11 protein-coding genes are annotated in these 13,279 nt (G+C 38.9%); all 11 read right to left on the bottom strand.

Going from position 1 to position 13,279, the window contains the following annotated elements:
* Positions 1-11 precede the first annotated feature (11 nt).
* A complete protein-coding gene (locus AC08OG_RS03975; protein ID WP_482930053.1) occupies positions 12-1,193 on the bottom strand; it encodes a hypothetical protein in 1,182 nt (393 codons plus the stop codon).
* Positions 1,194-1,233: 40 nt separating this feature from the next.
* On the bottom strand, positions 1,234-2,295 hold the full coding sequence (locus tag AC08OG_RS03970) for a glycosyltransferase WbsX family protein (protein ID WP_482930520.1): 1,062 nt from the start codon (positions 2,293-2,295) through the stop codon (positions 1,234-1,236).
* Between the two features lie 34 nt (positions 2,296-2,329).
* A complete protein-coding gene (locus tag AC08OG_RS03965; RefSeq protein WP_482930052.1) occupies positions 2,330-3,574 on the bottom strand; it encodes a class I SAM-dependent methyltransferase in 1,245 nt (414 codons plus the stop codon).
* 4 nt (positions 3,575-3,578) lie between these two features.
* Positions 3,579-4,556 (bottom strand): GDP-mannose 4,6-dehydratase, encoded by a 978-nt coding sequence (locus tag AC08OG_RS03960; RefSeq protein ID WP_482930051.1) that lies wholly within the window; start codon positions 4,554-4,556, stop codon positions 3,579-3,581.
* 3 nt (positions 4,557-4,559) lie between these two features.
* Positions 4,560-5,567, bottom strand: a complete 1,008-nt coding sequence (locus AC08OG_RS03955; protein ID WP_482930050.1) for a glycosyltransferase family 2 protein — start codon at positions 5,565-5,567, stop codon at positions 4,560-4,562.
* A gap of 47 nt (positions 5,568-5,614) precedes the next feature.
* The gene (locus tag AC08OG_RS03950; RefSeq protein ID WP_482930049.1) at positions 5,615-6,523 is read right to left on the bottom strand and encodes an FkbM family methyltransferase; all 909 of its coding nucleotides are present in this window, start codon (positions 6,521-6,523) and stop codon (positions 5,615-5,617) included.
* Positions 6,524-6,561: 38 nt separating this feature from the next.
* Positions 6,562-7,410: a hypothetical protein gene (locus AC08OG_RS03945; RefSeq protein WP_482930048.1), complete on the bottom strand. Its 849-nt coding sequence runs from the start codon at positions 7,408-7,410 to the stop codon at positions 6,562-6,564.
* A 262-nt stretch (positions 7,411-7,672) separates the two neighbouring features.
* A complete protein-coding gene (locus AC08OG_RS03940) occupies positions 7,673-8,941 on the bottom strand; it encodes a lipopolysaccharide biosynthesis protein (RefSeq protein WP_482930047.1) in 1,269 nt (422 codons plus the stop codon).
* Between the two features lie 6 nt (positions 8,942-8,947).
* On the bottom strand, positions 8,948-10,033 hold the full coding sequence (gene gmd / locus AC08OG_RS03935; RefSeq protein WP_482930046.1) for a GDP-mannose 4,6-dehydratase: 1,086 nt from the start codon (positions 10,031-10,033) through the stop codon (positions 8,948-8,950).
* 39 nt (positions 10,034-10,072) lie between these two features.
* Positions 10,073-11,977 (bottom strand): glutamine--fructose-6-phosphate transaminase (isomerizing), encoded by a 1,905-nt coding sequence (gene glmS / locus AC08OG_RS03930; protein ID WP_482930045.1) that lies wholly within the window; start codon positions 11,975-11,977, stop codon positions 10,073-10,075.
* Between the two features lie 114 nt (positions 11,978-12,091).
* Complete coding sequence (locus tag AC08OG_RS03925; RefSeq protein WP_292401651.1) at positions 12,092-13,270, bottom strand: nucleotide sugar dehydrogenase; 1,179 nt, start codon at positions 13,268-13,270, stop codon at positions 12,092-12,094.
* Between the last annotated feature and the right edge of the window lie 9 nt (positions 13,271-13,279).

Here is a 13,279-nt window from a genome sequence, read left to right as displayed (position 1 = left end):
GTGGGGCAGTTTTACATTGTCGATGACACCAATTTCAAATAATAGGATTTTAAGCTTTTATATATTAGAAAAGATAAAAAACTGAGAAATAATATTATTCCTAAACCACCAGCATCATCCAATAAAGTCAACCAGCTAGAATCCGTTAGTGAACCTTTTGTGCGACCTTCAATTGATAAAGTGACTTCTTCGGGTAAACCATCTCCCAGAACATAAGAAATTATATAAACTGGCGTCATTATGATCCTATCTGCAAGTATAGAGATCACATTCATCCCGACCAATTGAAATGTTATGTTCAACTGAAAAAATTTAACAATTGCACTTAGACCGAAAGTAGACAAAAAAACTAATAATAGTGGAAACCATCTGTGTTTAAAATCAATTTTTACAGACATAACTCCAATTAGAACTAAAGCCAGCATTAGCAATAGTAAAGCGCTCCTAGAACCTGACATAAAAAGAGATATGGATGATTGCACTATAAAAATAGAGCTTATAGTTTTCGAATAAAGCCCCGTCTGAAAAGAATATGAAAATAGCAATGCAACTATAACAGACCATATTCCATATACATTTGGATTAAAAAAGAGAGAACTTGCTCGATATACAATATCACCATTACTGTTCAAAAATGTAGCCCAAGTCTTAAGAGAATATAATTCATATAAAGCAACTATAGAAGCTAAGGTCTGAATACTGATAATAACTAGAAAAAAACTAAATAATTTTTTATCTGATTTGTCGAAATTTATTTTTAAGCTTTTGGATATTAAGATTAAAGTTATAAAGCAACATAATGCTAAAAGATTGGCCATACTTAGATATTTATCAGATAAAAAGTGTCCAATGCTTAATATAAGAAAATAAAAAATATTAATCACACCCAATACTAATATTTCATCCAATTTTTCTTTTTTAGTTCTTTGCAGGAATAATATTATTAAGGATGCTGCAAGAACAGCAATGCCAGATAGCTTTGCTGGCCATACACTACCAATAATATGAAGTTCATTAATTACAGAACTTGAATTTGAATAATAAAAAAATGGAATAGATGTATATACGAAATGAATTGATGCATATACAAAAAGTGCGATCAATACTGCCAGAGAATTACGTTCAAAATACATCCATAAAATTAGCAATACCGCCAAAGCAATATTTACAAAGCCCAAATAAACTATACTCATTTTTTATATCCATATCCATTTGCGTTAGTGAGTATTAATTTCAATTAGAAATGGCTCTATTTAATACTTCTAAATACTTCGTTCCCCATTCAGTATCTGGTTCTATGTAATTACCTTCAGCCCACTCATTCCATGATTTAAGAAAGATAATTTTTTGCTCATCATCATAATCAGCTACTGAATCAAGTGCATCGTTTATATGTTTTTGAAATAATTCTGGATTAGAGTTTTGTAAAACGAGACCTTTTTTACCCGATCTAGGTGTATGATCCCAATTTGGGAGAATCATTGGATAGGCATCAAAATCAAACTGTTTCAAATTTGGAATTAAATGTTTTATTGCTTCACTGTATTCGATAATGCGTGGCCCACCCAAGTTAAGTTTCTTTCGAAGCCCCCAACTTAATCTATGAAATTTATTTAAGGTTGCATGTTTTGATGAAACGACACCTAAAGTTGAGATTACCGCACCATCCAAACCTAAGGATTCTGCATCACTGAAATCTAACATGTTGTTCCCTAAAATATACAATCCTTTTAAACCTGCTTTAATTGCTAACTCACGCCATAAATCAAACCTTTTTTTTGCATCTGGTAACTTTAAAGGTTTGTATATATATAACAGTGGTTTGCCATCAATTTTTATATACCTCTCATCACTAAAAGCTTTAAGCAGATAACTAAAATGTGCTATATCATCATCCAATCCTGGATAAGTTTGTTCTATCAATAACCGTTTTGGGTCATTATTCCATACACCTGTCCACGACTCATTTGCCCAGCCAAGACAAAAAGGGAAATCTGGTTTTCCAGATTCTAATACCTCATCAAAAGGCTTCTCTAATAACCGTTTACCGCCACCAAACCAATAATGCCAATAGCAGAAGCCTTCAACTCCATGAGAAGCTGCCATTTCTGCTTGTGCATACCTTGTTTCTGCTAATCTAAGATCATAAAAGCCCAGATCAGCAGGTAAATGAGGTTGTTTATGCCCTTTAAACATTGGACGAGCTTTAGCAACATTAGTCCACTCAGTGAACCCTTTACCCCACCAAAGATCATTTTCCGGTATTGGGTGAAACTGTGGGAGATAAAAGGCGATTACACGAGCTTTTTTCTTTGAGAATTACTTGCCATCAAACAACCTTAACGATTTCTAATTCTGGTAGTGGAAAAACAAGCTCCATATCTGAAAAACTTTTATTGGAAGTAAAAAACTTTCTGAAATGCCACGGCAACACAATCATGTAGTCAGGTTTTTTTTCAAGTAGGTCCTTTTCCGGAATTATCGGTATCCAACTACCTGGAGTATAACAACCAAACTTTTCGGCATTAACCTCTCCCACACACTCAACTTCTTTTGAAGTCAACCCGCAGTATTGTAAAAGTACGTTCCCTTTAGTCGAAGCCCCCAAAACAGCGATGGATTTTCCAGCTTTATGAACTGTTTCTATAAATGCAAGAAGATCTCTTTTTGTCTGAGCCACTCTTTCAGCAAATTTCTTATAAGGAATCAAAGTATCTAGTCCTCTTTCACTCTCATCTTCTAGAATTTTTTGAACCTCAGGAGTTACTTTATTATCTCCATGAGATTTTTTTACCGTTATTGAGAAGCTACCTCCATTGATATCATTGAACTCTACATCAATAATGTTGAATCCGACGCGATCAGCCATCCACTTTATCTGACGTAATGCATAGAACTCTAAATGTTCATGACATACTGTGTCATATGAATTCGTATCTAACATGGTTGGCATATAACTTTGTTCGAATACCCATATTCCATCGTCAGCCAGAACATCATAAACCTGATGCATAAAATCCATCGGATCTTCAAGGTCATAAAACATTGAAAAAGAAGTAACAACTTTTGCCTTTTTATTAGGAAACCTATCTTTCACTAGTGCAGAAGAGAAAAATTCAGGGATCAAGTTGATGTGTGAAGGATAATAGCTATGAAATTTAATTCCAGTAGGATCTATCCCCACCAACACAGGCCCTGAAGATGGATATGCCTGTAATGTAGTGCTGTCATTACTACCGATATCAATTACCAAATCGTCTATGTTTAGTTTCACAAGATCTAATATGCGGCTCACTTTCTTTTGTAGATGCATGACCATGCTGGCATTCAGTCCAGATCGGTAACCATAGTTTTCACCATACATTTCATCAAGATCGTATGAGTGTCCCATCTGTAAGAGTCCACAAACTTCCTCTTCATCGCCTACACATTTCACCAAATGAAGTGGTCCTGTAGTAATCTTTTCATCTTTATCGCGTGGAAAAACACCAGTAAGCATTTGCTCACCCAAATCCAAAACACGCTCTAAATGCTTATTACCGCAAATCCTGCATTTTTCGACCTTTTTGTACATGCACTTAAGCTCCATTTTCTTTATTATTTTTTAGGCTATTTAAATCTTCATCTACCATCATTTGCACAAGCTCCCTGAAACTGACTTTAGGTTGCCATTTCAATTCAACCCGCGCTTTGGATATATCACCAACAAGTGGAACTGTTTCGGCTGGCCGGAAGGCTATTTCATCTACCCGTATATAGTCTCGATAATCCATTCCCAAATATTCAAATGCATACTCACATAACTCACGGACAGAATGAGTCTGTCCAGTAGCTAGCACATAATCTTCTGCTGATTGTTGTTGCAACATCAGCCACATTGCTTCCACGTAATCACCAGCAAACCCCCAATCTCTTCGTGCGTCCAAATTACCAAGGTGTAATTCATCCGTCAGTCCCAGTTTGATCTTAACTGCCTCACGAGTGATTTTTCTGGTTACGAACTCTAATCCACGACGAGGACTTTCATGGTTGAACAATATTGCTGAGCAAACATACAATCCGAAATGTTTACGGTAGATTTGAATCATTGTGTCCGCATAAAGCTTAGCAGCACCGTATGGACTTCGAGGGTTAACAGGCGTTGATTCATTTTGTGGGCTTTCGGTTGCTTCACCAAATATTTCTCGGCTGGAGGCTTGGCAAAATTTAATCTCTTTATCCACAGAACGAATCGCCTCCAATATCTTTACGACAGCAATACCGTTTACCTCACCTATTTCAACTGGCTCATCATACATTCCAGCTCCAGATGAAAAGGCAGCAAAATTGTATATTTCATGTGGCCTAAGACGAGAAATTATTTGAGTAATGCTGGATTGATCCGAAATATCTAATTCAACTAACTCCACTTTATCTTTTAGTATTAAGGGAAGTTTTTCTTGAGATTCCTTAAGGTTTCGAACTGCGCCAATTACACGATAACCTTTGGCAAGCAATAATTCCGCTAAATACGAGCCATCCTGCCCTGTTATGCCGGTAATAAAAGACGTTGACATGTGTCAAGTTCCACGTTTAACAAAAATGCTTGCGATAAGATGACTTAGCAGGCTTGCATTGGAACTGTATAGTAGATCATGTAAAGCCATCCGAGCGGATGGTACCTTTCTCGCAAAATATAAAACCATAATCATATTAGCGAGTGATGCTGGGAATATACTCAAAAAAAATGCAACAAATTTTGCTAAGGTACCTATATTTTTCTTAGAAATTTTTTTAAACTCACTAAATGAATACGAACCAAGAGCTCTATTATGAAATAAAGCTTTATGACTACGCCAAGGCTCTTTTCTACAGACAATTCTTTTTGCTTCATTTGAAAAATCGGGAAATGACCAAATTAATTTTGGCCATAAAAACATCCAAACTTCGAAAGTACGTGAACTCCACATCGCATTACCATATCGGATGATGATTTGAGGTTCAGAGATGATTCGTACATTCTTAATGGACGGACTCTGAAAAATCACCCCGACATGTATAAACAACGTTCCGTAATAAGCTACACGCTCTCTAGACAGCCAAAATGAACGGCGTATGACTACACAACCAATAAAAGAAAGGTAGCCTGCCGTATCTGCAAATAAGTCATCGTAATTAGCAGAGCGATAAACTCTATCAGTTTGAAACGTAAGACGTTGACTCTCAAAAACTTCCTGCATGTCTACGTTTCTGATTTCTGAGTTTACAATAACTAAATCATCTAAATCATTGAGTGATAATAAAACTGTTTGTATCGCCCCAGGCTTAAGCAAATCATCGTCGGTCATCAACCAACAAAATTCGCCTCTAGCATATCCAACGGCTTTATCAAAGTCCGCATCTACACCTGAGTTTTTCTCTTCACGAAAATAACTGATCTCAGGATGGTTAGCTGTATATTCTGCCATCACTTCAGGCGTATTATCAGGAGAGGCACCATCTACGACGATAATCTCTACGCCAGGTTGCAGTTGCTGAAGAATAGATTCAAGTGTCTCAGCAATGAACCCCCCTCTGATAGGTGGCAATGCAGATAGATAATTTTGTAACCATTATTTCCAACACGGATTAATCATTAATTATCGGACTGGCAGAGCAGCATATCTTCGGATTCAGCAAATACGTAATTGAAAGTTCCAGAATCTGCATGTCCTTTTTTGAGCCAATTTTCTACTTCGAATTGATTCACTAAAATCGGATTTTTGGTTGCAGTGAAAGCCTTATAACCATGTTCCCAAAACAATTTAAATATCTCATAAAAATCTGGATTCCTTCCATCAGGGTGAAACTCTTCAAGACAGATTTCCAATAACCAAATAGGTTTAAGAGAAAGTCGAAGTGTAGCTAGAGCCCCTTTAAGCACACTGAACTCAGCCCCTTCCACATCCATTTTTATAAACAGTTGCTTACCATTAAAACGTCCTACTAATACTTTGTCTAACGTTGATACAGGTACAACCTTATTAAAACGAGAAGAGTAACCAGCCCAATTTTTAATTAAAGAAGCCGATGGGCCTGAAGCACCATAAAGGGTAAGCAGTCCAGAATGCTCACTAAGTGCAAGAGGGAATACTTCAGCCTTACCTTCCCATCCATTTGCTATCAGATTCTGAAATAAGCATTGTAAATTTTGCTGTTGTGGCTCGAATGCAATTACTGGCTTACCTGATTGTAATGCAAGACAAGTATAGTAACCAAGGTTTGCACCGATATCCACAAACACATCCACTTGAGGTAATAATTTCGAAATTATTGTTGTTTCTTCTAATTCAAATCTTCCACTTCGCATCAATTCGTATGCTGGGTGCAAGCCTGAAGTCAACTTAAAACCTAGTGGAGTTACAACTTCTTTCGTCTTAGTCCAGACTTTTGTTCCCCACCAATCCATTAATAAATGGAATTTCCATCTCAAGCTTACATTGAGTTTTACTAAAGTTTTTGAACGCTTAAGTAAAGCTTTCATCCATCGTGGCAATATCGACATTTCGCTTTCTCATTCAGTTTTTTAGTAAGTAATATTTTTTAAATAGTGATAAATTTTTGGTCGGCAATTAGCGCAAATTGATCTTCACTAGATTTTCTGAATTTTTTATGTTGGGATTGATTCTCTGCAAAAGACAGTCCTCTAATCGCGCCAAGAAATGAAATATCAAAATGTTGAGGATCTACGAAGAAGCCATTCACACCGTTTTGGTCAACTGTTACGAAATGATATCCAAGCTGTTCAAAAAATGTCCGCCATCCTGAAATCGAAACGCCGTAATATAAATGAGTCGGATGGGCCTGTGTATATACGAATGCAGGATCATACTTGACAGTCATACTTCGTTCAGGACCGTAAACTGAATTATATTCAACCACGAAAATCTTTGGTCGGAAGCCAGCATCGAAAATCGCTTGGGCAATATAATAGTCGTTGCCATCGATATCAAGCGAGAAAACATCTGGCTCCAGAAACATCGCCAATTCTTTAAGATTGAGCGCGCTTTCTTTGGTTACAAACATTTTGTGAATTTCGGCCCCAATACTATTCCCAACCACTGTGCGCTTAGCTCTTTCAACAAGTTGTTGATTACCTTCGATCATCAGTCCATTATAATTTTCAGCCACCAGCATCCACCCTGAATTATTCTCAATACCATCTGCGGCTCCAATTTCAATGAAATAACGGTTACTGTTTTTAAGCTGTTTTCGTAATACGTCTATGATTCCATCTTCACCGTTTTGACTAAATCCAGAAAATTCCCAAGTTGCTGGATACTTTAAGTCTATGTTTCTTGCATTCATCATTGCACCGCCCTTACTCAACGCAATAATGATTCTTTGTCGATCACGCAAATCCCACAAATAATTCTTAAATTTTTTGATCATACTCTTTCCATTTTATCCAGTTTTTATTTCATTAAGCTTTGGTCATATCCAATTCATGCTTTTCTTTATTAAAACCCGCAATTGTTTTGACGTTGTAATAGAAACCATCATGGCTATTAAAAATAGCAAACTGCCAAACAGCAATTTCATAAAAACCGAATACTCAGCGCTTTCAAATATCCAATACCCTAAACCACCAATCATTAACGTCAGTACTAGAGGGATGCTTACATCCTTTAAGAGCCAACTAGCGCCAATTCCCTTAAGCAAACGGCGGTGCGTCAACCATGTCCCTAAAAGCATGTACATTAAGTACAAAATTAACATTGCCAATGCCCCCTAACGCGCCATAGTTTAAAGCCAGATAGGTAATCAATGGTAAAAAAGCAATCATCAGAGTTATGCTGATCGACATTGGCAACTGCGTTTCGCCATATGCCAGTTGCAGAGCAAAGGGGAAATGCATTAGAGCATGTAACACTGAGCCGGCAGCTAGCAGTGCAATAAGGGGAGCGACACTTGCTGCGATTTCAGCATCATTAGTCCATACAAACATTAATTCTTGGCCGAGCACCACTAAAATCATGGCAATTGGAAAAATTGCACTTGCAAGTAAACGAGTCCCCATTCGATAGAGATGGATAAGCTTTTCGGTTTCACCTTTTGCAACAAGAATTGAAAATCTCGGATAAATAATGTTAAAAATAGGAGTGATTAATGTAAATAAACTGCTTATCACGACTGTTGCAAGCATGTAATGACCAAAGTCATTAAGTGATAATATCTTACTGAGAATCACTTTATCCATCTGGGTAAATATGACTGAAGTGATGGCGATGAAACTCATACCTGCAGTAAAACGCCATACACTCTTTAGTTTATTTATATCAAATTTAAGGTGTTTCGTTTTACCGATAATACGCCAAGCAGCCAACCTCATAATTAATGCATAAATAAGCCCAACACATGCCTGCCAAATGAAAAATGCTTCAATGGTAGATGAGATGAATGCAAGTATCGCAACAGCTCCTACACTACCAACCGTAATCATGACCATGTTAATCGAACTAGATACAGTAATTCTTTGTGCGCCGACCAATGCTCCCATATAAAGTCCTATTGGCCAACGGCACGCGACCACAAATCCCATTAGCATCACCGCGTAGGTAATTGTCTCTTTGGATAGCTGTTTAGATTGTAACCATTGTTCAGAAATTACAGGCGCTAAAATCCACATTGATATAGCTATACACGCAGCCATACACCAATAAATAACAGCTAAGGTATGCAGCAAATTACCAGATTCTTTAATGCTACCAGAGGCGGAAGCGCGAGCAACCTCTCGATTGATGGTAGGTGACATACCCATGTCAAGTAATTGAAATAGGGCTTGAGTTGTCACAAAAAAACCGATCAATCCATAGGCTTCTACGCCAAGAAACTTTAGATAGAAAGGAACAACTGCTAAGCCAACCAATGCTGCCCAGATAGAATTTGCTATTCCGGCCAACAAATTACGCCGAATCGTCAACCTCGTTTACTCATGGTAATTGTTTGTATAGTAACCGTGACTTTTCACCAGCTCATCGCGCTCAGACTTCTTGAGGTCTTCACGAACCATCTCCTTGACTAACTCTTCGAATGAAGTTCTGGATTGCCAGCCAAGTTTTTCTTTTGCTTTAGATGCATCGCCTAATAAGGTATCAACTTCAGTCGGCCGGAAGTAACGAGGATCAACCGAAACAATACAATTGCCATTATCATCATAACCTTTTTCATCGATACCAATACCATCCCACCGAACCTTAAGGCCTAACTCTCTTGCTGCGGCATTTACAAAATCACGTACGCTATATTGCTCACCAGTAGCAATTACAAAGTCTTCCGGTTCTTCCTGTTGCAACATTAGCCACTGAGCTTCGATGTAATCTCTTGCATGCCCCCAGTCTCGCTTTGCATCCAAATTGCCCAAATATAAACGCTCTTGTAAGCCCAATTTGATGCGCGCTAATGCACGAGTGATTTTTCTTGTAACGAAGTTCTCACCACGCACTGGAGATTCATGATTAAAAAGAATGCCATTACAGGCATACATACCATATGCTTCGCGATAATTCACCGTTATCCAATATGCATAGAGTTTAGCAACTGCATATGGCGAACGAGGATAAAATGGCGTTGTTTCCTTTTGTGGAGTTTCTTGCACTAAACCGTATAACTCAGAAGTAGATGCTTGATAGAAGCGAGATTTCTTTTCTAAACCGAGAATACGTATCGCTTCTAAAATGCGTAGGGCACCTAATGCATCTGAATTTGCAGTATATTCTGGTTCTTCAAATGAGACTGCCACATGGCTCTGTGCAGCGAGGTTGTATATTTCATCCGGCTGAATTTGTTGGATAATACGAATAAGGCATGTTGAATCTGTCAAATCTCCATGGTGTAAAAAGAACCGCACTCCATCTTCATGTGGATCCCGATATAGATGATCAATTCGAGCGGTATTAAATGATGATGCTCTTCGTTTAATACCATGAACGGTATATCCTTTCTTTAGCAGAAACTCGGCGAGATAGGCACCATCTTGACCCGTTATGCCTGTAATTAAAGCAACTTTTTTCATTTAAATCTCTGTTTATTTATTCTCGAAAACCTGGCTAAATTATTCAACCGTTACCGATTTCGCCAGATTACGTGGTTGATCAACATCTGTGCCTTTTATTAAAGCAACGTGGTAACTCAATAATTGAAGAAGGATATTGTAAGTTATTGGTGCTGTAATACGACCAACATTGGTTGTAGCTTTTATAACTTTAAAACCACTTTCAGAACTAATATCAGAACGTTCGTCTTCAAAAACAATCATTTGACCACCACGTGCTTTAACTTCCTGCAGATTGGATTTGAGTTTATCTAAAAGGTCATCTAGAGGTGCAATAGCAATGACTGGCATATTTTCGTCAATCAATGCTAACGGACCATGCTTCAGTTCACCAGCTGGATAGGCTTCAGCATGGATATAACTGATTTCTTTGAGTTTCAAAGCACCTTCGAGAGCGATGGGGAACATCGTCCCGCGTCCTAAAAATAAAGCATGTTGTTTATCTGCAAAAGCCTGAGCAATGTCCTGAATCTCCTGTTCATGCATCAACGCATTTTGGATCAGATTGGGTAATTTTTGCAGGCCTTGAGTAATGTGTTTCTCACGTTCTCGTGTAATACGTTTTTTGACTTTGCCAATACACGTTAACAATAAAGCTAACGCTACTAACTGAGTGGTAAAAGACTTGGTGGAAGCGACACCGATTTCCGGCCCGGCATGCGTCAGATAACAGAGATCAGCTTCACGTGTCAAGCTACTTTCAGCTACATTACAGATTGATAATGTGTGAATATTTTTTACCGCAAAGGCATCAGGACTAGCAACAGCATAAGCTTTAATTTGCTGCAAAGCAGCCAATGTGTCGGCCGTTTCGCCCGACTGGCTGATGGTGACAAAAAGCGTGTTATCTTCGATGACCGGATTTCTATAACGAAACTCACTGGCCACTTCAACTTGGCAAGGAAGACGAACAATATCTTCAGCCCAGTATTTTGCCACCATGCCCGCATGATAACTGGTACCGCAGGCAATAATATGCAGCCGTTCAATACTTTTGAAAATGGATTCGGCGCCGGGACCAAAAGTTGAAACCAGCACTTGATCCTGCGTTACTCGTCCCTCAAGAGTGTCAATTACAGCTTGTGGCTGTTCGAAGATCTCTTTGTGCATGTAATGACGATGCTCACCCAGCTCTACCGCCGTGATATTTAACGAAGATTGTTTGATCGGGCGGTCAACTTTCTCACCGGTTACAGAGCTGTAAATTTCAATGCTCTCGCGTGTCAGTTTAGCAACATCGCCATCTTCCAGAAAAATGAAGTTCTGGGTAACGGGTAGTAAGGCAGATACATCGGAAGCAATAAAATGCTCACCGATACCAATTCCAATCACTAATGGGCTGCCTTTGCGGGCAGCTATCAGGGTATTCGGCTCATCGGTGGCAATGACTCCAAGTGCATAAGCACCTTCAAAATCATGAATGGCTTCCACCACGGCATCAAACAGGGAAAGACTGGTGCGGCTGGCAGTTGGAGAAGCATCACCGTATAAATATTGATATATGGAATGGGCGACCACTTCTGTATCGGTTTCAGAGGTAAAGCGATATCCCTGGTGCGTCTGTTGCTGTTTTAAAACCTGATAGTTTTCAATAATGCCATTGTGTACAACAGCAACACGGTGATTGCATATGTGTGGATGAGCATTATTTTCGGAAGGTATTCCATGCGTGGCCCAGCGTGTATGCGCAATGCCCATTTGACCGGAAAAGCTGCTGTTTTCGCCATCTATCTTGGCTTCAAGCTGCTTAATTTTACCAAGGGAACGAACCCGATGAATATTGGCGTCAGCATCCATAAGCGCAACACCGGAAGAGTCGTAGCCTCGATACTCCAGCCTGCGTAGACCTTCCATCAAGATTGGCGCCACATTTCGCTCAGCAATACCACCGACTATTCCACACACTGATTGCTGTCCTCCAAATAAGCAAACAAGGATTATACATCAGCAACCTTATAAATAATGCCCTTCTATCATCAATAAAACGTATTAGCTGTTGAGTCTTTCAGACAAAAGGGATTAATCCTGGCCAAATAAATCGCGGGTATAAATCTTTTCTTTTACATCCTGAATATCATCAGTAATACGATTGGCAATAATAAGAGAAGATTGTTGTTTGAATGCTGCCAAGTCATTGACTACTTTTGAACGGAAAAACTCGGCTTCTTCCAACACCGGTTCATAAACGATAACTTCTATACCCTTGGCCTTAATACGTTTCATAATGCCTTGTATAGCTGAAGCTCTGAAGTTATCTGATCCCTGTTTCATGACCAGTCGATAAATACCCACAACTAGGGGATTTTTCTTAATAATCTGTTCGGCAATAAAGTCTTTGCGGGTGGTATTGGCATCGACAATAGCCCGAATCAAGCTATTGGGCACAGTGTCATAGTTGGCCAACAGTTGTCTGGTATCTTTTGGCAGGCAGTACCCACCATAACCAAACGAAGGATTATTGTAGTGATCTCCAATGCGAGGATCCAAACCAACCCCTTCAATGATTTGTCGGCTGTTCAGGTTATGTGTTTCAGCATAACTGTCGAGTTCATTAAAATACGCGACCCGCATCGCCAGATAGGTATTGGAAAATAATTTGATCGCTTCGGCTTCGGTAGGATCAGTAAATAACACGGGCACATCTTTCTTCACTGCGCCTTGCAACAGCAAATCAGCAAACAAACGTGCACGATCACTCTGTTCACCTACGACAATGCGTGAAGGATATAGATTGTCATATAACGCTTTACCTTCGCGTAAAAACTCAGGCGAAAAGAAAATTTTATCTGTGCTAAATTTGGCTCGAACAGTTTGAGTGTAACCCACCGGAATAGTTGACTTTATTACCATAACAGCTGATGGATTTATCGCCAGCACATCCTGAATAACCGCTTCAACTGAATTGGTATTAAAGGTATTCGTTACCGTATCGTAATCGGTTGGCGTAGCAATAATGACAAAATCAGCTTTTTCATAAGCTTTTTGCTTATCCGTTGTGGCATTCAGATTGAGCGGTTTATTGGCCAGAAAATCTTCGATTTCTTTATCGACAATGGGTGATTTTTTAGCGTTAATCAGATCAACTTTTTCAGGGACGATATCCAAAGCAGTCACATGATGATGCTGGGCCAGCAACACGGCAAGTGATAAGCCAACATAACCTGTTCCAGCAACTGCAATATTGAGTGTTTTTTCCATAATACGTCT

The organism is Methylophaga sp. F7 (assembly GCF_056863975.1).
This window is presented reverse-complemented; position numbering and strand designations above follow the sequence as displayed.